The organism is Bacillus sp. FSL R5-0434, from assembly GCF_038004745.1.
In the GTDB taxonomy this organism is placed as follows: Bacteria; Bacillota; Bacilli; order Bacillales; family Bacillaceae; genus Bacillus; species Bacillus halotolerans.
The window spans coordinates 1918983-1938050 of sequence record NZ_JBBORV010000001.1; the positions used below are offsets into that span (position 1 = coordinate 1918983).

Sequence of the window (19068 nt, forward strand, 5' to 3'; positions counted from 1 at the left end):
CAATAAAGGAGTTTATCATGATTTCAAACGAAAAAATTGCCAGAATCAATGAACTTGCCGCAAAAGCTAAAGCTGGCGTTATTACAGAAGAAGAAAAAGCTGAACAGCAAAAGCTCCGTCAAGAGTACCTAAAAGGATTTCGTTCTTCTATGAAAAACACATTAAAAAGTGTAAAAATCATTGATCCTGAAGGCAATGACGTAACACCTGAAAAGTTAAAAAGAGAAAAAAATAATAACAGACTTCACTAATAGAAGAGGAATACGGCAATATCGTATTCCTCTTTTGTATATACTACAAACAACAGCGCTTTCTTCAAGCGACAAAATTCATCAAGTTTCTCTCAAATTTAAGCTGAAACAGTTGAGAAAAAGTCGTCAGACATTTATGATGAAAGGGTACAACATATAAGGAAGGGGATTTTTATGGATACAATTGAAAAGAAATCAGTTGCTACCATTCGCACACTATCAATAGACGCTATTGAAAAAGCAAACTCTGGTCACCCTGGTATGCCTATGGGGGCAGCGCCAATGGCATATACGCTATGGACAAAATTTATGAATGTAAATCCGGCAAACCCTGGGTGGTTTAACCGCGACCGTTTTGTTTTATCTGCGGGACACGGATCAGCACTTTTATACAGCATGCTTCATTTAAGCGGGTATGATCTCAGCATTGAAGATCTTAAGGGATTCCGCCAGTGGGGCAGCAAAACACCGGGGCATCCGGAATTCGGACATACAGCCGGTGTTGATGCAACAACAGGGCCGCTTGGACAAGGAATCGCAATGGCGGTCGGAATGGCTATCGCAGAACGCCATTTAGCCGAAACTTACAACCGCGATTCATTCAATGTAGTCGATCACTATACATACAGCATTTGCGGTGACGGCGATTTAATGGAAGGTATTTCTTCTGAAGCCGCTTCACTTGCAGGCCATCTTCAGCTTGGCCGTCTGATCGTATTATACGATTCTAATGACATCTCATTGGACGGAGATCTGGATCGTTCATTCTCTGAAAACGTGAAACAGCGTTTTGAGGCGATGAATTGGGAAGTTCTTTACGTTGAAGATGGAAACAATATTGAAGAATTATCTGCGGCAATTGAAAAAGCACGCCAAAACGACAAGAAACCTACATTGATTGAAGTAAAAACGACAATCGGTTTCGGTTCTCCTAACCGTGCCGGCACTTCCGGTGTTCACGGTGCTCCGCTTGGCAAAGAAGAAAGTAAATTAACAAAAGAAGCTTATGCATGGACGTATGAAGAAGATTTCTACGTTCCGTCAGAAGTATATGAGCATTTCGCAAAAACAGTAAAAGAATCCGGCGAGAAAAAGGAACAGGAATGGAATGACCAATTCGCTAAATATAAAGAAATTTACCCGGAACTCGCTGAACAGCTTGAGCTGGCTATCAAAGGAGAACTTCCGAAAGACTGGGATCAAGAGGTGCCTGTTTATGAAAAAGGAAGCAGTCTGGCATCCCGTGCCTCTTCAGGTGAAGTTCTGAACGGCCTTGCGAATAAAATTCCGTTCTTTGTCGGCGGTTCTGCAGACTTAGCAGGATCAAACAAAACGACGATTAAAAATTCCGGTGATTATACAGCGCTTGATTACTCAGGCAAAAATTTCTGGTTTGGTGTTCGCGAATTTGCTATGGGTGCAGCCTTAAATGGTATGGCGCTTCACGGCGGACTTCGTGTATTCGGCGGAACATTCTTTGTCTTCTCTGATTACTTGCGTCCGGCCATTCGCCTTGCAGCATTAATGGGTCTTCCTGTGACATATGTCTTTACTCACGACAGTATCGCGGTCGGTGAAGATGGACCGACTCACGAGCCGGTTGAGCAGCTTGCTTCATTACGCGCAATGCCTAACCTTTCTTTAATCCGCCCTGCAGACGGTAATGAGACAGCAGCGGCTTGGAAGCTTGCGGTGCAGAGCACAAATCAGCCAACAGCGCTTGTATTGACACGTCAAAACCTTCCTACAATCGACCAAACAGCTGAAGAGGCATTGGCTGGTGTAGAAAAAGGTGCTTATGTTGTTTCTAAGTCTAAAAACGAAACACCTGACGCTCTTCTCATCGCTACGGGCTCAGAGGTTGGCCTCGCAATCGAGGCACAGGCAGAATTGGCGAAAGAAAATATTGATGTTTCTGTCGTCAGCATGCCTTCAGTAGATCGTTTTGAGAAACAATCGGATGAATACAAAAACTCCGTGCTTCCGTCAGATGTGAGAAAACGTCTTGCGATTGAAATGGGCTCATCATTTGGCTGGGGCAAATACACAGGGCTTGAAGGAGACGTGCTCGGTATTGACAAATTCGGCGCCTCCGCTCCTGGCGAAACCATTATCAATGAATACGGCTTCTCAGTTGCAAATGTTGTGGATCGAGTCAAAGCATTAATCAATAAATAAGTTTTTCAAAGGGGATGAGTCAAATCATCCTCTTTTTCTTGTTTATCCGACAAAAATAGTATTGGCTGTTTAACAGTAATAGACAATTCTTTCTTCTCTTCTTTTGTATAATAGAATGCAAATGAAATGCTGCTGGAAAAGGGGATGAGAAGATGGAACGTCACTACTATACGTACCTGATCAAAGAGGAATTTGCCAATCACTATTTCGGGCGGGAATCGGTTATGTTTGAGCTGTTTCAAGACTATCATTGGACAAGCCTGACGAGGCAGCAGTATGAAATGACAGAGAAACAAATTCAATATATCACGAAACCCATTCCGATTTTACATATGCATCAGCGGTTAAAAATGAATTTGAACAATACAAACTATACACAGCTGGATTATATTTATAGATTATCTCTCCCGAAAGCAAAGGGACAAGCGTCTTTTATGATGAAAGAACACATGATTGAAATTGTAGCTAACGGAGATTACGAGGCGGAAACGATATTTTTTGAAGTTCTTCGTAAAGTAAGCCCTTGCTTTCTCGCAATGGATTTCAATACGAAGCGGTATGGGTGGTTAAATCCGGTGAAAGAAAGAAATTTTGTCTAAAACCGAAGAAAAAGAGATGTAAATGTTGTATAATAGCTTTTGGTTTAGTACACTTTAAACTAGACAACATGAAGGAGGAAATAAAATGACTTTATGGGTTGGCATCCTAGTGGGCGTTGTTGCACTGCTCATAGGTGTTGCACTCGGGTTTTTTATTGCTCGTAAATATATGATGAGCTACCTTAAAAAGAATCCGCCTATTAATGAACAAATGTTACGCATGATGATGATGCAAATGGGAATGAAACCTTCTCAAAAGAAAATCAATCAAATGATGAAAGCCATGAATAATCAAACGAAATAATACGTAAAGATTATGATATAGAGAAACATGGTTATAAAATAAAAAACCCTTTATCGGGTTTTTTATTTTGCAATCATTCATCACCCGCTACTGCTCGAAGGCGCTGCTTTTGATATTGTATGAGAAGATGGTCAAGCTCCTGACTGAGTTCTATCGTAATATGAGATGTCATTCCGTTCGCCATGACAATTTGCAGCAGCTCTGCTCTTTTTTTTTCAATTTCATTTAATAGATGCTCTCTAATCACAGGGATGTATCCTTTCATACATTAGATCTTCAAAAGTGAATGTTTATATTATATCCATATTTATACTAATTTTCAAATGAGAAGGAGTACAATGTCTCAATGTCAAATTAAATTATATAAGTTTTTTTTGAAAATAGAAATCCTTCGAGTGAAAGTGTTAAAAAAATGAAATGATTTTGTCATAACTTGAAGGAATGTCAAATCATGAAGGGATGATGACATGGGAGATGTGAATTATTTTCTGACATTCGGCGCGGGATTTTTATCATTTATTTCGCCTTGCTGCCTGCCGCTTTATCCGGCTTTCCTGTCATATATTACAGGAGTCAGCATGGATGATGTGAAAACAGAGAAACTATTGCTACAAAAAAGAAGCTTGGCCCATACGCTGTTTTTTTTGCTGGGGTTTTCAGTGATTTTTATAGCTTTAGGATATGGAACATCTTTTATTGGAACCCTGTTTAGGGATTATCATGATGCCATTCGGCAAGTTGGCGCTTTGCTCATTATTCTGTTCGGTTTTATTACGCTTGGCGTGTTTCGGCCTGAAGTTATCATGAAAGAACGCAGAGTCCATTTTAAGCATAGGCCAAGCGGTTTTTTCGGTTCCGTTTTAATCGGTATGGCTTTTGCGGCCGGATGGACGCCTTGCACCGGTCCCATTTTGGGGGCTGTTATCACATTAGCAGGTACGAATCCTGGCTCAGCGATACCGTATATGATGCTATATGTTCTCGGATTTGCCGTTCCGTTTGTATTATTGTCGTTCTTCATCACGAAACTGAAGTGGATCAGGAAGAATCAGCTTTTGATCATGAAAGCGGGCGGTGTACTTATGATTGTTATTGGGGTACTGCTATTTTTTGACTGGATGAACTTGATCATTATTTTACTGTCGGATCTTTTTGGTGGATTTACAGGTTTCTGACTGTTAAATTACTTTTGCACTACTACTAATCCTTTTGTTTTTGGTACAATAAGACTATTACCTGAGGAATTCGATTTTTGGAGGGGAATATGACAAGAGTTTTAGTTGTAGACGACGCCAAGTTCATGAGAGTAAAAATCAGAGAGATCTTGGAAGAGGCAAATTACATAATAGCAGGCGAGGCGGCGGACGGCGAGCAAGCGGCTGACCTGTATAAAAAACTTCGGCCGGACTTAGTGACCATGGATATTACGATGCCGGTGAAAAACGGCATTAAGGCGCTTCGTGAGATCATATCCTTTGACCCTAAAGCAAAGATAATCATGTGTACCGCAATGCGCCAGCAAAGAATTGTGACGGAAGCCATTGAACTTGGGGCAAAAGATTTTATTGTCAAACCGTTTGAGGAGTCCAAAGTATTAGAAGCTGTCAACCGCGTTATGGGAAATTGAAAGTCATTTCTTTTCAAAATGGTTTTTTTTATTGTTTTGGAGTATAGTATATAGTGTCAACACTCCGAGAAAACAAAGGAATGATAAGTATGATGATTATAGTTTCATCAATTGTTGCTGTTTTAATGGCTGCAGCTGTGATGGTGGTCAGAATTAAGTCTTCCGATAAGCCCGTTTCACCGAAAAAAATCATTCTCCCGCCGATTTTTATGAGTACGGGGGCGTTAATGTTTTTATTTCCGGTTTTTTGGGTAACGGGTGAAGAGTTTTTAGAAGCGATCACTTTAGGCGTGATTTTCTCTATTTTTCTTATAAAAACTTCAAAGTTTGAAATTAAAAATAATGAAATTTACATGAAACGCTCTAAGGCATTTGTCTTTATATTAATCGGCCTTTTAGTGATCAGAATTGTGATGAAATCAATTTTAAGCACATCGGTTGATTACGGCGCACTGAGCGGAATGTTTTGGATTCTGGCTTTCGGTATGATTGTGCCGTGGAGAATCGCCATGTATCTGTCATACCGAAAACTTCAAAGCGAGCTGCAGTCAGCAGACATTCAAATGAATTAAAAAACCTTTCCTCCTTGCGGGAAAGGTTTTTTATTTAAGAAGGGCCTGATAAGGTTCAATATCGATTTTCTTGTCTCTTAGATGTTTCTTTAAAAAGGTATGGTCTCTTTTCGGAGTAGCCAGGATATAACCTTTGATAATAAGCCGCTGATCAATTGCTGCTGCGTTTTCTTTTAATGCCAGCTCTCCGATTTTTCCGGCAATTTTTGCTCGAGCTATATCTCTGAACAGCTCCGGAACAGGTGTGACCAATTCATCGAGAAATTGTTTGTTTTCATTGCTCCATAGATGTCTGCTGTTTTCAATATAGTAATCCTGCCAATCCAGCTCAGATTTGCCGTCCTCTTTTGGTAAACGCTTTAAAAACTTTCGAAACATAAAAAAACCGCCGATTGATAACAAGACAATCATCGTGATCACCCAAAACAGAATAAACCACAAAAACCAGCCTTCCAGCATCAATCATTCCCCCTTATACTAACCATATTGTATATGAAGAAAGAATAGAAGAACAATGTTTTAAAAAAATAGAAAAAAATGATAGACGTCTAGTCAAAAGAGATGGTAGATCATATTCTATTGTATAGTGAATCTGCTATTTGGCCATGGGAGAGTCACTAGAGGGTATTTGACGATAAATGGACGGAAAAAAAGTCACTTTCATTATAGGGGATGAAAGTGACTTTTGATTTTAGCTGAGAGGGAATTGAAGAGAAAAAGAAGAGCCATCATTCGTCTCTTTATTGACGGCAACTGTGAGAATTTGATTTTCACATTCAGTCTCAATCGACTTGTCATTCAAATAAAAAGGAAGCATCATTTGTTTTTCAAGAGTCTGTTCTGAGGATTTAACCGTCAGGATGAACTCACATCCGGACAAGGTAATTGTGATTTGTGTCGGCTGTATAGCCGACAGATCTGCTTCAATAATATATTGCTGACTTGTTTCATATAGATCAATAGGTAATGTTTCGTCGTACCAGGCGAACGGATCTTCAAAAAATTGCCGAAGCCATTCCTCCATGCCATCGAAATCATTAGCATCGTTTCGTTTTGAATGGGTCATGGAAGCATTCCTCCATATATCAACCTTGCTTTAGCTTATGCAGTTGGTCAGAAATGGGTGAACGCATAAAAAAACAGACGCTAAGGTCTGCTTTTATTACATATCATGGCTTGAATTGTGCTTTTGTCTTGTGTGATTTCTGTTTTTCACTTTCTTGCTTCCGCTGAGGGGTTCCGGCTGACCCGGATTGTGTCCTTTAGGAGCGTTTTTATGCATATCTTTACTTGTATTTTTATTGGTCATAAAATGAGAACCTCCTTAAAAGAGTTCAACGTTATTGATTGGTTTTTCTTTTTTTGTTATTTTGGCGTTCTGCTTCAGTCAGTACAAGCTGATCGTTTTCTACATAGCCGGCGCCTTTGCCTTGGCTTTTCGCGTCATTCATCCCATTTATTACGTGATTTGCTTTTCGTTTGACCATCATTATCACCTCAATCATAATATGGCTTCTTTCAATGAGGAATATGAGAGAGTGCAGACAGTAAAATTTCCCGATTTTTCGCCCTGATAAGCCGATCTTATTGTATTTAATAAAAACATTGATATTTACTTATGTATGATTTTGTTTTAATATGAAATTGTGAGAAAATTGTGATGGAATGTAATGTTCATCTGAGAATGAACTGATCTGAAGGGGGATTTTGGAGAATGGCAAACGAGCAAAAAACTGCAGCACAAGACGTTTTCCAAGCGAGAAAATCGTTTACTACAAATGGGAAAACTTATCATTACTACTCTTTGAAAGCATTGGAAGATTTGGGGATCGGAAATGTGTCGAAGCTTCCTTATTCCATTAAAGTTCTTTTAGAATCTGTATTGCGTCAAGTGGACGGATTCGTCATCAAAAAAGAACACGTGGAAAATTTGGCAAAATGGGGAACTGCCGAGTTAAAGGAAATCGATGTTCCGTTTAAACCATCTCGCGTTATTTTACAAGATTTCACTGGGGTACCGGCAGTAGTTGACCTTGCTTCATTACGTAAAGCAATGGCAGCTGTCGGCGGAGATCCTGACAAAATCAACCCTGAGATTCCTGTTGATCTTGTCATCGACCACTCTGTACAGGTTGATAAAGCGGGCACTGAAGATGCTTTGGCTATTAATATGGACTTGGAATTCGAAAGAAATGCAGAGCGTTACAAATTTTTAAGCTGGGCAAAGAAAGCGTTTAATAACTACCAGGCAGTACCGCCGGCAACAGGTATCGTTCACCAGGTAAACCTTGAGTTCTTGGCAAGTGTTGTCCACGCAGTCGAAGAAGACGGAGAACTGATTACGTATCCTGATACGCTGGTAGGAACCGACTCGCATACAACAATGATTAACGGAATCGGTGTTCTCGGCTGGGGTGTCGGCGGAATTGAAGCGGAAGCCGGAATGCTTGGGCAGCCTTCTTATTTCCCTGTTCCTGAGGTAATCGGCGCGAAACTCGTCGGAAAGCTTCCGAATGGAACAACAGCCACTGACTTGGCGTTAAAAGTGACACAAGTACTGCGTGAAAAAGGCGTAGTCGGTAAATTTGTTGAGTTCTTCGGACCGGGAGTTGCTGAACTGCCGCTGGCAGACCGTGCGACAATCGCTAACATGGCTCCGGAATACGGTGCAACATGCGGATTCTTCCCTGTAGATGAAGAAGCTCTAAATTATCTGCGTTTGACAGGCCGCGATGCTGAACATATTGACGTAGTAGAAGCATACTGCAGAAGCAACGGCTTGTTCTACACTCCAGATGTAGAAGACCCGCAATTTACTGATGTCGTTGAAATTGATTTGTCTAAAATTGAAGCAAACCTTTCCGGCCCAAAACGTCCTCAGGATTTGATTCCGCTTTCTGCTATGCAGGAAACGTTTAAAAAGCACTTAGTCAGCCCTGCGGGTAACCAAGGATTCGGATTAAACGCCGAAGAGGAAGACAAAGAAATTAAATTTAAATTGCTTAATGGCGAAGAAACAGTCATGAAAACAGGTGCAATCGCTATTGCTGCGATTACAAGCTGTACAAATACATCTAACCCATACGTCTTAATCGGCGCCGGCCTTGTGGCGAAAAAAGCGGTTGAATTAGGACTCAAAGTGCCTAACTACGTGAAAACATCACTTGCACCGGGTTCTAAGGTTGTTACAGGATATCTTGTTAATTCAGGCCTTCTTCCATACATGAAAGAGCTTGGTTTTAATCTCGTTGGATACGGATGTACAACATGTATCGGAAACTCAGGTCCGCTTTCACCGGAAATTGAAGAAGCAGTTGCGAAAAATGACCTGTTGATTACGTCTGTTCTTTCTGGAAACCGTAACTTCGAAGGACGTATTCATCCGCTTGTGAAAGGTAACTATCTTGCTTCTCCGCCGCTTGTAGTAGCTTATGCGCTGGCTGGAACAGTGAACATTAACCTGAAGACGGATCCGATCGGTGTCGGAAAAGACGGACAAAAAGTGTACTTCAACGACATTTGGCCGTCAATGGACGAAATTAATTCACTTGTTAAACAAACTGTTACACCGGAGCTCTTCCGCAAGGAGTACGAAACAGTATTCGATGACAACAAACGCTGGAATGAGATTGAGACAACAGATGAAGCGTTATACAAATGGGATAATGAGTCAACATATATCCAAAACCCGCCATTCTTCGAAGAAATGTCAGTTGAACCAGGCAAGGTTGAACCTTTAAAAGGCCTTCGTGTTGTCGGTAAATTCGGCGATTCAGTCACAACCGACCATATCTCTCCTGCAGGGGCAATCGGAAAAGATACACCTGCCGGAAAATACTTGCAAGCAAAAGGTGTGTCACCTCGTGACTTTAACTCCTACGGTTCACGCCGCGGAAACCATGAGGTTATGATGAGAGGAACATTTGCAAACATCCGCATCAAAAACCAAATCGCGCCGGGCACAGAAGGCGGATTTACAACGTACTGGCCGACTGGTGAAGTGACATCAATCTATGATGCCTGCATGAAATATAAAGAAGATAAAACAGGCCTTGCCATCTTAGCGGGCAAAGATTATGGTATGGGATCTTCCCGTGACTGGGCTGCAAAAGGAACAAACCTGCTCGGCATTAGAACTGTAATTGCTGAGAGCTTTGAAAGAATTCACAGAAGTAACCTGGTATTCATGGGTGTGCTCCCGCTTCAATTTAAACAAGGTGAAAATGCGGATACACTCGGCTTAAGCGGTAAAGAAGTGATCGAGGTGGATGTTGATGAAAGCGTACGCCCTCGTGATATCGTTACAGTAAGAGCAATTGATGAAGACGGAAGTGTAAAAACATTTGAAGCACTTGTGCGCTTCGATAGTGAAGTTGAAATTGATTATTACCGCCATGGCGGAATTCTGCAAATGGTGCTTCGCGAAAAAATGAAGCAATCATAATGTATGAAGAAGAGAAGGCAGCCTGCTTTCTCTTCTTTTTATGAAATAAGATAGCTCCGGGGGTGAATTGATGCTGAAAAAATGGGTGGCAGGAATCCTGTTGATTGGGCTTGCCGGATACATGTGCTGGAACATCTATCAGCAATTTAGCAAAAAAGAAATAGGCATTGAAGAGGGACAGCAAGCGCCTGACTTCACTCTGAAAACGCTATTAGGAGAAAGGACCTCTTTATCAGATGTCAAAGGCAAAAAAGTTCTGCTTAACTTCTGGGCAACTTGGTGCAAACCGTGCCGACAGGAAATGCCGGCGATGGAGGAACTGCAAAAGGAGCACTCAGATGTAGCGGTTATTGCAGTTAATTTCACTTCAGCTGAGAAAAGCGAGAAAAAGGTGCAAACCTTTGCTGATACGTATCATTTAACCTTCCCCATTTTGATTGATAAAAAAGGAATTAATGCTGACTATAATGTGTTTTCATACCCAACTACGTATATTTTAGATGAAAAAGGCGTGATTCAAGACATACATATCGGGACCATGACAAAAAAAGAGATGAAAGAAAAACTGGATCTTCATTAGATTCAGTTTTTTTATGTGCAAACATGCTTACAAATTTTCAGAATTGGAAAAAATAAAAGAATACGCGGAGGTGAGAAGAGTGAAGAAGATGAGAAAACGATCTTTTCATGAGCTCGTCATGGAAAACAAAAAAGAGCTGATGACGAATACGGAATATTTAAATCAGCTTGAGGAAAAGCTTGAACAGCGATTTAAGCAAAAATAACCTTTAATTTGTATTCATGTTTGCCCCTCCTTTTGAGAATCCTATTTGTTGAGGAGGGATAAACATGGGAAACAACAAGAAAAACGGTCAGCCTCAATATGCTCCAAGCCACTTGGGTACGAAGCCTGTTAAATATAAACGCAATAAAGGGGAAAAAATGCACGATACTTCTGGTCAGCAGCCAATTATCATGCAGACGAAAGGCGAGTAGCGCCGGATTGATTTTATTCTAGGAGGTTCATCCCAATGACAAAAAACCAAAATCAATATCAGCAGCCTAATCCTGACGACCGTTCCGACAACGTAGAGAAACTGCAGGATATGGTCCAAAATACAATCGAAAATATAGAAGAAGCAGAGGAATCAATGGAGTTTGCTTCAGGAGAAGATAAGCAGCGCATCAAAGAAAAAAACGCAAGACGGGAAGAGAGCATCGAAGCATTTCGCAATGAAATTCAAGACGAATCCGAAGCGAGAGAAAACGGATACCGTTCGTAAAAACCAGGGAAACCTGGTTTTTTTCTTTCTGATTTGGATGTGGTAAAATGGGGCTAAACTGATTAAGGGAGCAGAGTATCTTGCATGTATCAAAAACAGAAATAGAAGTGCGTTACGCCGAAACAGATCAAATGGGGATCGTGTATCATGCGAATTATCTTGTTTGGATGGAGGTCGGAAGGACGGCACTCATTAAAGACCTAGGCTTTTTATACAGTGATATGGAAAAGAAAGGCGTGCTTTCTCCAGTCGTTGATATCAATATTTCCTACAAAAAACCCCTCCATTATGGAGAAACTGCGGTGGTGCACACATGGATTGAGGAATACAACGGCTTTAAAACCATATATGGCTACCATATTTATAATCCGGCTGGTGAGCTATCTATTCAAGCGAAATCATCTCATATTTGTGTGGATAAAGAAAGTTTTAAACCGATTCAGTTTCGTAAGGCTTTCCCCGATTGGCACGCAGCATATGAAAAGGCCAAAAAATAGGAAGTGAATGACATATGGCATTTGGCGTGAAACGGGAGGAAGTTAACCGCTGGAAGAAGGCAGTCAAAAGAGGGGAAATCGCATTTTTAACACATTATTGGCTGGATGACCGTTTCCCGGAATCTAAAACCGTGACAAAAGCAGGCTGTGCAGATATTGATAAGCTGGTTCAATGGGGTGCGGCGTACGGTTTGAAGGAAGAATGGATACATAAAAAAAGCGAATTTCCCCACTTTGATCTATTGGGCGAGACGCAAAAATATATCTTAGAACAAGAAAAGCTGACCGACCATCTCACACGTTTTCATTTATAAAAAAGAACGCATATGATATGCGTTCTTTTTCTTAATGGTATTCAAATACAGGCTCATCAGCCGACTCTGAATAGCTGACGAGAAGATCATGGTTGTCAAAGTACCAAAGATCACTTTCTTCAATAAAGAAGGTAATGCCGCCGACTTCTGCCGTGACTCCTGCCTCTTGGGGAGCATCTTTCGCCACTCCGAGAGAAAAGCCTTTTTGAACGTTGCTGCAGCCGCCATAGCGGACGAAAAATCGAACTTGGTCTCCGTTTTGTAAATCGAGCTCTTCTTTATACCAGTTCAGCGCGTCTTCGTTAACTGTCATATTCATAACAGGACCCCCTTTTCCCTTTGTTATCATTTGATTTTCTCTATTATAAACGTATAAGGCTATCTCGTGTCAAAATAGAAGTTTTTGAAACATTTATAACCATTATAACCATTTGACTTTAGGTTCTGTTTTATTGATAATTCGTTTGATATTCGCCCGGTGCCTGTATATTACAAAAACAGTGAGCAGCGTGACGACAATCAATAAATACTTATCATGTACAAAGAGACTATATATGACAGTATATATCCCTGTTAACATTGATGACAGAGAGACAAATTTAGTCAAGTATAAAAAGATGAAAAAGACCGCAACCATTGTAATGAATAACAGAGGTGCATAAAACAGCAAGACGCCTCCCGAAGTTGCTACGGCTTTGCCGCCTTTAAATTTGGCGAACACAGGAAACACATGGCCAAGAACCGCTATGACTCCCGCAAGGAGCGGATGAATATCAACATGCATGAGGTAAGGCAATGCAGCTGCCAGTGTCCCTTTTAAAATATCTCCGGCTATGACAACCGAACCAGCTTTTACGCCCAGTGTACGGAACGCGTTGGTAGCGCCTAAGTTTCCGCTTCCATGCTCCCGAATATCAATTCCCTTGGCAAGCTTCCCTACGATTAAGCCAGATGGAATGCTGCCTATCAAGTAGGCCAAAATAATCAATAAAGCAATTAACATCTACATTTCTCCTTTTTTAATGTCCCTAATCTCTATTTTAACATGAGATATCATGATCTGATGATAAGTTTTTTTGTAAAGTTTGCTTACAAATCTAATCAGCCATACATCATATTTTGATTTCTTCCTTTTCGGTCGTGTAGAATAAACAAAAAGGAGTGGTCTATCATGCAAAACCCTTCAAAAGCGGAAATCAAAGAAATTCTTGATGGAAGTAAGAGAATTGCTGTAGTCGGGCTTTCAGACCGTCCCGATAGAACATCGTATATGGTATCAAAAGCGATGCAGGATGCGGGATACGAAATCATACCAGTAAATCCGACGATCGAAGAGGCGCTTGGTGTAAAAGCCGTATCATCGTTACAAGAAATTGACGGTCCGATTGATATCGTAAATGTATTCAGACGTTCAGAACAGCTTCCTGATGTCGCTAAAGAGTTTCTGGAGACAGATGCCCCGGTATTTTGGGCGCAGCAAGGCCTGGTAAACGAAGAGGCTTATCAGATGCTGAAGGAAGAAGGCAGAACGGTCATCATGGATCTGTGCATAAAAGTGGCACACGCTGTAACAAAATAGGTGCAGAGCTGCAAAAATCCTTGTGAATTCAAGGATTTTTGCTTTTTCATGTAAAGATATTGTTTGCGAATTACTGTGAAACAGATACAATAAAGCTTGAACAGCTTTTTTTGAATGCCTTGCTAAGCTGGGTTCCGGCCGTTCGATTTGCGAAGGTCCGCTGCTTTATATATAATAAACAAACATACGTTCTCATCTTGGAAAAACAGCACTTTTGGATGTTTTACGGAATGATTCGTTAGCTGTATGTTGAGAATGGGATGACATTGGTTATAATGGAGAGTCCAAGGCAGAAGCGCACCGGGGCAAGGATTATGAAAAATACTTTTATACAATTGACAAGTAACAATGAAAAAGAGAATGTTAGTTTTTTGAAAGGGGTTTGTACGTTTGGCTAGAAAACAGCAATTTGATTACAACGAAGATGCCATACAGGTGCTGGAAGGCCTTGAAGCCGTAAGGAAAAGGCCGGGTATGTATATTGGCTCAACCGACGCGAGAGGCTTGCATCACTTGGTTTATGAAATTGTAGATAACTCCGTCGATGAGGTACTTGCCGGCCATGGAGATCACATTATCGTTAAAATACATAAAGACAACAGTATTTCTGTACAGGATAGAGGCCGCGGCATGCCGACTGGAATGCATAAACTCGGCAAACCAACCCCTGAGGTCATTTTAACGGTGCTTCACGCAGGCGGAAAATTCGGTCAAGGCGGTTATAAGACAAGCGGAGGGCTTCACGGCGTCGGCGCATCTGTCGTGAATGCTTTATCTGAATGGCTAACGGTTACGATTGAGCGGGACGGCTTCGTCTATCAGCAGCGTTTTGAAAACGGAGGTAAACCGGTCACATCTCTCGAAAAGATTGGCAAAACGAAAAAGACAGGCACACTTACTCACTTTAAGCCTGATCCGACAATGTTCAGCACAACAACTTATAATTTTGAAACGCTTTCTGAACGCTTACGGGAATCAGCGTTTTTATTAAAAGGATTAAAAATTGAACTGATTGACGAGCGGAACGGCCAGCGTGAAGTCTTTTATTATGAGAACGGAATAGAAGCGTTTGTTGCTTACTTAAATGAGGAAAAAGATGCTCTGTCTGAAGTGGTCTCATTTGAAGGAGAGCATCATTCCATCGAAGTGGATTTTGCGTTTCAGTTTAACGACGGCTATTCAGAAAATATCCTGTCGTTTGTTAACAACGTCAGAACAAAAGACGGCGGTACTCATGAGTCAGGTGCAAAGACAGCGATGACGAGAGCCTTTAATGAATATGCGAGAAAAGTGGCTTTGCTGAAAGAAAAGGATAAAAACCTTGAAGGCACAGATATAAGGGAAGGGCTTTCAGCTATAATCTCTGTCCGTATTCCTGAAGAACTTCTTCAATTTGAAGGACAAACAAAAGGAAAACTCGGCACAAGCGAAGCAAGATCTGCTGTAGACGCAATCGTATCAGAACAGCTTGCTTACTTTTTAGAGGAAAATCGGGACACCGCTACTCTTCTTGTGAAAAAAGCAATAAAGGCGAGCCAGGCGCGAGAAGCGGCACGTAAAGCCCGGGAAGAAGCCAGAAGCGGCAAAAAACGAAAAAAATCAGAAGCGACATTAAGCGGTAAGCTGACACCTGCGGGTTCGAGAAATCCGGCAAAAAATGAATTGTATCTCGTTGAGGGTGACTCTGCGGGCGGTTCAGCAAAGCAGGGAAGAGACCGCAGATTCCAAGCGGTTCTGCCATTGCGCGGTAAAGTCATTAACACGGAAAAAGCAAAGCTTGCTGATATCTTTAAAAACGAAGAGATTAATACGATCATTCATGCCATCGGCGGCGGTGTCGGGGCTGATTTTTCAGTCGACGACATTAACTACGATAAAATCATCATTATGACGGATGCCGATACTGACGGCGCTCATATTCAAGTGCTGCTTTTAACCTTTTTCTATCGCTATATGAAGCCGCTCATTGAGAATGGAAAGGTATTTATTGCACTGCCTCCTTTATATAAGGTCAGCAAAGGCAGCGGGAAAAAAGAAATCATTGAATATGCATGGTCTGATGAAGAGATGGATGATGTACTGAAAAAAGTCGGCAAGGGCTATACAATCCAGCGATACAAGGGTCTTGGTGAGATGAACGCAGATCAGCTGTGGGAAACGACGATGAATCCGGAATCCCGTACGCTTGTAAGAGTCAAAATTGACGACGCGGCACGTGTTGAGAGACGCGTGACGACATTGATGGGCGATAAAGTAGAGCCGCGCAGAAAGTGGATTGAGAAAAACGTAGCTTTCGGCTTAGACGAAGAAAGCAATATTTTAGAAAATGAAAACTTATCGGTCGCTGAGGAGGTTTAATGATTGTCACAGCCAGAATTATTTCATGATTTACCATTAGAAGAGGTGATCGGCGACCGTTTTGGACGCTATAGTAAATATATTATTCAAGACAGGGCGCTTCCTGATGCGCGCGACGGTTTAAAGCCCGTACAGCGCAGAATTCTGTATGCGATGCATACGGACGGAAACACATTTGATAAAAATTTCAGAAAAGCGGCCAAAACGGTCGGTAATGTCATCGGTAACTACCATCCGCACGGTGACAGTTCGGTGTATGAAGCAATGGTGCGGATGAGCCAGGATTGGAAAGTGCGGAATGTATTAATTGAAATGCACGGGAATAACGGAAGTATAGATGGAGATCCTCCGGCGGCCATGCGTTACACAGAAGCGAAGTTGTCTTCGATTGCATCAGAGCTTCTGCGGGATATTGACAAAAATACTGTTGAATTTGTCCCAAACTTTGATGATACAAGCAAGGAGCCTGTTGTACTTCCGGCTATGTTCCCTAACTTGCTGGTCAACGGATCTACCGGTATATCTGCAGGATACGCGACTGATATACCGCCTCATCATTTAGGAGAGGTCATTGATGCTGTTATTAAACGCATTCAAATGCCGTCATGCTCTGTAGACGATCTCATGGAAGTGATCAAAGGGCCTGACTTTCCGACAGGCGGAATTATCCAGGGCGTTGATGGCATTAGAAAAGCCTACGAAACCGGAAAAGGGAAAATTATTATCCGCGGAAAAGCTGAGATCGAAACGATCAGAGGCGGACGTGAGCAAATTGTGATTACAGAAATTCCGTTTGAAGTCAATAAAGCCAACCTTGTGAAAAAAATGGACGAGTACCGTATTGATAAAAAGGTTGAGGGCATCTCCGAGGTTCGAGACGAAACAGACCGAACCGGCCTTAGAGTGGTCGTAGAACTAAAGAAAGAAGCAGATGCCAAGGGCATTTTGAATTACTTATATAAAAATACTGATTTACAGATTACGTATAACTTTAATATGGTGGCGATCCACAACCGCCGTCCAATGCTGATGAGTCTGCCATCTATTTTAGATGCATACATCGGCCACCAAAAAGAAGTTGTGACAAACCGATCCGTTTACGAGCTTCAAAAAGCAAAAGACAGACATCACATTGTAGAAGGTCTTATGAAAGCTTTATCGATCTTGGATGAAGTTATCGCAACGATTCGCTCCTCAAGCGATAAACGTGACGCCAAAAACAATTTAATGGCGAAATATGAATTCACTGAGCCTCAGGCTGAAGCTATCGTGTCCTTGCAGCTATATCGTTTAACAAATACCGATATCACAGCGCTCAAGGAAGAGGCTGAAGAGCTCAGCAAAAATATTGAAGAGCTTGAATCGATTTTGAGCAATGATAAAAAGCTGTTAAAGGTCATTACAAACAGCTTAAAAGCGCTGAAAAAGAAATATGCGGACACGAGACGCTCTGTCATTGAAGAAAAAATTGAGGAAATCAAAATTAATCTTGAAGTCATGGTTGCCTCTGAGGATGTATACGTGACCGTTACAAAAGATGGCTACTTAAAGCGCACAAGCCAGCGTTCCTTTGCCGCTTCAAACGGACAGGATTTTGGAATGAAGGACACAGACAGGATGCTGCACCAGTTTGAAATGAATACGACAGATGTGCTGCTGCTTTTCACGAATAAGGGAAGCTATATCTATTGTCCGGTTCACCAGCTGCCTGATATCAGATGGAAGGACATGGGCCAGCACTTTTCTAACATAATCACGATTGAACGTGACGAAACGATTGTAAAGGCCATACCGATAAAAGAGTTTGATCCATCTGCTTATCTTTTATTCTTCACGAAAAACGGCATGGTGAAAAAGACAGAACTCACCCATTACAAAGCACAGCGTTATTCTAAAGCACTTGTGGCGTTAAATCTAAAGGGTGAAGACGAGCTGATTGATGTACATGTGACAAATGGTGACAGTCAGATCTTGATGGCGACACATCTCGGATATGGCCTATGGTTTGGAGAAGATGAAGTAAATGTTGTGGGCGCACGTGCAGCTGGCGTTAAAGGAATTAACTTGAAAGATGGAGACTTTGTCGTGTCAGGAGAAATTCTGAATGAGTCTGATTCTCTCGTATTGTTTACACAGCGGGGAGCGGTCAAACGTATGAGTCTTTCTGAGTTTGAAAAGACCTCCCGTGCAAAACGGGGAGTCGTTATGCTGCGTGAACTGAAGAAAAATCCGCATCGTGTCGTTTCGCTGTTCGCGTGCGGACTAGATGAATGGTTTATGGCAGAAACGGAAAAAGGGGACAGAAAAGAACTGCAGGCTAAAGAGCTGCGAACAAACGACAGATACAGCAATGGTTCATTCTTTATTGATGAAGAAGAATCAGGCAATGTCACAGCTGTCTGGCGTCTTACAACTGAATAATCATTAAAAAACCCGCCCACATATCGTGAGCGGGTATATTTTGTTTTTCATCAGCTTTCATGGCTGGTGAATAAGTCTGTCACGGCATGAATGACTTCAATACCTTGCCATACAAATAAGTTCAGCGCTGTGAAAGAGAACAAGCCTAAAATCACCATTCTTAAGATAAACAACATGTTAACAGCCTCCTCATATTTTCGTTATATATTCGGGTGATGTTGAACATGAAGTTTGTCGAAATAAGACGATTGATAAAATTTGGCCAGTATAAAGCTTTTTCTTCGCTGCCGTCTCCGGGAGTAACATATATCTTTGTTTTCCGCGGTCATCAGCAGCACAGCCATTGAGAAGGCAGTCAGCGCAAAAGCTCCGGTGATGGATTTCTTTTCATCATCTGCATTTTGGCCAGCTTTCATCTCATGCATTTCCTGCTGGTCGGCTACCGCTTTATAATGATGGCCAATATCAAAGGCGTGGGGAATTGAGAACAAATGAAAACTGGCAATCGCCAAAAATAAGATGGACGCTTTAAGTATCGTTACTTTTTTCAAATGATCTCCCCCCTTCGATATTACTGAATATTTTTATAATGATACCCCAGACCATCTTAAAAGTAAACCTGATTTATTAAATTTAAAAAT

26 protein-coding genes are annotated in these 19068 nt (G+C 41.5%); 17 read left to right on the forward strand and 9 right to left on the reverse strand.

Annotated elements, in window-relative coordinates:
- The first annotated feature begins 17 nt into the window (after positions 1-17).
- The 4 genes from NYE43_RS09740 (at position 18) to NYE43_RS09755 (ending at position 3332) form a co-directional block, all read left to right on the forward strand.
- The gene (locus NYE43_RS09740; protein WP_024121576.1) at positions 18-251 is read left to right on the forward strand and encodes a DUF896 domain-containing protein; all 234 of its coding nucleotides are present in this window, start codon (positions 18-20) and stop codon (positions 249-251) included.
- A 174-nt stretch (positions 252-425) separates the two neighbouring features.
- On the forward strand, positions 426-2429 hold the full coding sequence (tkt, locus tag NYE43_RS09745) for a transketolase (protein WP_024121577.1): 2004 nt from the start codon (positions 426-428) through the stop codon (positions 2427-2429).
- 152 nt (positions 2430-2581) lie between these two features.
- Positions 2582-3028, forward strand: coding sequence for a sporulation inhibitor of replication protein SirA (sirA, locus tag NYE43_RS09750; protein ID WP_024121578.1), 447 nt, complete (start codon positions 2582-2584; stop codon positions 3026-3028).
- An 85-nt stretch (positions 3029-3113) separates the two neighbouring features.
- The gene (locus NYE43_RS09755; RefSeq protein WP_003221221.1) at positions 3114-3332 is read left to right on the forward strand and encodes a YneF family protein; all 219 of its coding nucleotides are present in this window, start codon (positions 3114-3116) and stop codon (positions 3330-3332) included.
- 73 nt (positions 3333-3405) lie between these two features.
- Here the strand turns inward: NYE43_RS09755 and ynzD are convergent, their stop codons facing one another.
- A complete protein-coding gene (gene ynzD / locus NYE43_RS09760; RefSeq protein ID WP_024121579.1) occupies positions 3406-3579 on the reverse strand; it encodes an aspartyl-phosphate phosphatase YnzD in 174 nt (57 codons plus the stop codon).
- A gap of 220 nt (positions 3580-3799) precedes the next feature.
- Between ynzD and NYE43_RS09765 the strand changes: the two genes are divergently transcribed.
- The 3 genes from NYE43_RS09765 (at position 3800) to NYE43_RS09775 (ending at position 5531) form a co-directional block, all read left to right on the forward strand.
- Positions 3800-4507: a cytochrome c biogenesis protein CcdA gene (locus NYE43_RS09765; protein ID WP_024121580.1), complete on the forward strand. Its 708-nt coding sequence runs from the start codon at positions 3800-3802 to the stop codon at positions 4505-4507.
- 89 nt (positions 4508-4596) lie between these two features.
- Positions 4597-4959, forward strand: a complete 363-nt coding sequence (locus tag NYE43_RS09770) for a response regulator (protein WP_010334411.1) — start codon at positions 4597-4599, stop codon at positions 4957-4959.
- Between the two features lie 80 nt (positions 4960-5039).
- Positions 5040-5531 carry a CcdC family protein gene (locus NYE43_RS09775; RefSeq protein WP_081638316.1) on the forward strand — a complete coding sequence of 164 codons (492 nt, stop codon included), beginning with the start codon at positions 5040-5042 and terminating at the stop codon, positions 5529-5531.
- A gap of 30 nt (positions 5532-5561) precedes the next feature.
- Here the strand turns inward: NYE43_RS09775 and NYE43_RS09780 are convergent, their stop codons facing one another.
- The 4 genes from NYE43_RS09780 to sspO form a co-directional block, all read right to left on the reverse strand.
- The gene (locus tag NYE43_RS09780; RefSeq protein WP_024121582.1) at positions 5562-5990 is read right to left on the reverse strand and encodes a DUF2621 domain-containing protein; all 429 of its coding nucleotides are present in this window, start codon (positions 5988-5990) and stop codon (positions 5562-5564) included.
- A gap of 232 nt (positions 5991-6222) precedes the next feature.
- A complete protein-coding gene (gene cotM, locus NYE43_RS09785) occupies positions 6223-6615 on the reverse strand; it encodes an outer spore coat protein CotM (RefSeq protein ID WP_081638313.1) in 393 nt (130 codons plus the stop codon).
- A 78-nt stretch (positions 6616-6693) separates the two neighbouring features.
- Positions 6694-6840 (reverse strand): small acid-soluble spore protein P, encoded by a 147-nt coding sequence (locus tag NYE43_RS09790; RefSeq protein WP_003221237.1) that lies wholly within the window; start codon positions 6838-6840, stop codon positions 6694-6696.
- 31 nt (positions 6841-6871) lie between these two features.
- Positions 6872-7018, reverse strand: coding sequence for an acid-soluble spore protein SspO (gene sspO / locus NYE43_RS09795; protein ID WP_003221239.1), 147 nt, complete (start codon positions 7016-7018; stop codon positions 6872-6874).
- Between the two features lie 227 nt (positions 7019-7245).
- Here sspO and acnA point away from each other — a divergent pair, with 227 nt between their 5' ends.
- The 7 genes from acnA to NYE43_RS09830 all read left to right on the forward strand — a co-directional run bounded on the left by acnA (position 7246) and on the right by NYE43_RS09830 (position 12069).
- Positions 7246-9975: an aconitate hydratase AcnA gene (gene acnA, locus NYE43_RS09800; protein WP_103671503.1), complete on the forward strand. Its 2730-nt coding sequence runs from the start codon at positions 7246-7248 to the stop codon at positions 9973-9975.
- 70 nt (positions 9976-10045) lie between these two features.
- The gene (locus NYE43_RS09805; protein ID WP_326323854.1) at positions 10046-10555 is read left to right on the forward strand and encodes a redoxin domain-containing protein; all 510 of its coding nucleotides are present in this window, start codon (positions 10046-10048) and stop codon (positions 10553-10555) included.
- A 79-nt stretch (positions 10556-10634) separates the two neighbouring features.
- Positions 10635-10760 carry an FbpB family small basic protein gene (locus tag NYE43_RS09810; protein ID WP_003244964.1) on the forward strand — a complete coding sequence of 42 codons (126 nt, stop codon included), beginning with the start codon at positions 10635-10637 and terminating at the stop codon, positions 10758-10760.
- 64 nt (positions 10761-10824) lie between these two features.
- On the forward strand, positions 10825-10971 hold the full coding sequence (gene sspN / locus NYE43_RS09815; RefSeq protein WP_024121586.1) for an acid-soluble spore protein SspN: 147 nt from the start codon (positions 10825-10827) through the stop codon (positions 10969-10971).
- Between the two features lie 35 nt (positions 10972-11006).
- Positions 11007-11258, forward strand: coding sequence for a small acid-soluble spore protein Tlp (tlp, locus tag NYE43_RS09820; protein ID WP_024121587.1), 252 nt, complete (start codon positions 11007-11009; stop codon positions 11256-11258).
- Between the two features lie 80 nt (positions 11259-11338).
- Positions 11339-11755, forward strand: a complete 417-nt coding sequence (locus NYE43_RS09825; RefSeq protein ID WP_024121588.1) for a YbgC/FadM family acyl-CoA thioesterase — start codon at positions 11339-11341, stop codon at positions 11753-11755.
- A gap of 14 nt (positions 11756-11769) precedes the next feature.
- Complete coding sequence (locus NYE43_RS09830) at positions 11770-12069, forward strand: hypothetical protein (protein ID WP_024121589.1); 300 nt, start codon at positions 11770-11772, stop codon at positions 12067-12069.
- A 31-nt stretch (positions 12070-12100) separates the two neighbouring features.
- Here the strand turns inward: NYE43_RS09830 and NYE43_RS09835 are convergent, their stop codons facing one another.
- Together NYE43_RS09835 and plsY are read right to left on the reverse strand one after the other, a co-directional pair.
- Positions 12101-12388, reverse strand: coding sequence for a HesB/YadR/YfhF family protein (locus NYE43_RS09835; RefSeq protein WP_024121590.1), 288 nt, complete (start codon positions 12386-12388; stop codon positions 12101-12103).
- A 102-nt stretch (positions 12389-12490) separates the two neighbouring features.
- A complete protein-coding gene (gene plsY / locus NYE43_RS09840) occupies positions 12491-13072 on the reverse strand; it encodes a glycerol-3-phosphate 1-O-acyltransferase PlsY (RefSeq protein ID WP_024121591.1) in 582 nt (193 codons plus the stop codon).
- Positions 13073-13240: 168 nt separating this feature from the next.
- Here plsY and NYE43_RS09845 point away from each other — a divergent pair, with 168 nt between their 5' ends.
- From NYE43_RS09845 to parC, 3 genes are all read left to right on the forward strand, one after another.
- On the forward strand, positions 13241-13648 hold the full coding sequence (locus tag NYE43_RS09845) for a CoA-binding protein (protein WP_010334424.1): 408 nt from the start codon (positions 13241-13243) through the stop codon (positions 13646-13648).
- Between the two features lie 390 nt (positions 13649-14038).
- Entirely contained in the window at positions 14039-16006 is a 1968-nt protein-coding gene (parE, locus tag NYE43_RS09850; RefSeq protein ID WP_095713928.1) for a DNA topoisomerase IV subunit B, read from the forward strand.
- A 3-nt stretch (positions 16007-16009) separates the two neighbouring features.
- On the forward strand, positions 16010-18427 hold the full coding sequence (gene parC / locus NYE43_RS09855) for a DNA topoisomerase IV subunit A (protein WP_341061715.1): 2418 nt from the start codon (positions 16010-16012) through the stop codon (positions 18425-18427).
- A gap of 50 nt (positions 18428-18477) precedes the next feature.
- Here the strand turns inward: parC and NYE43_RS09860 are convergent, their stop codons facing one another.
- Positions 18478-18603, reverse strand: a complete 126-nt coding sequence (locus NYE43_RS09860) for a hypothetical protein (RefSeq protein WP_010334426.1) — start codon at positions 18601-18603, stop codon at positions 18478-18480.
- 24 nt (positions 18604-18627) lie between these two features.
- A complete protein-coding gene (locus NYE43_RS09865; protein WP_044155717.1) occupies positions 18628-18978 on the reverse strand; it encodes a hypothetical protein in 351 nt (116 codons plus the stop codon).
- Between the last annotated feature and the right edge of the window lie 90 nt (positions 18979-19068).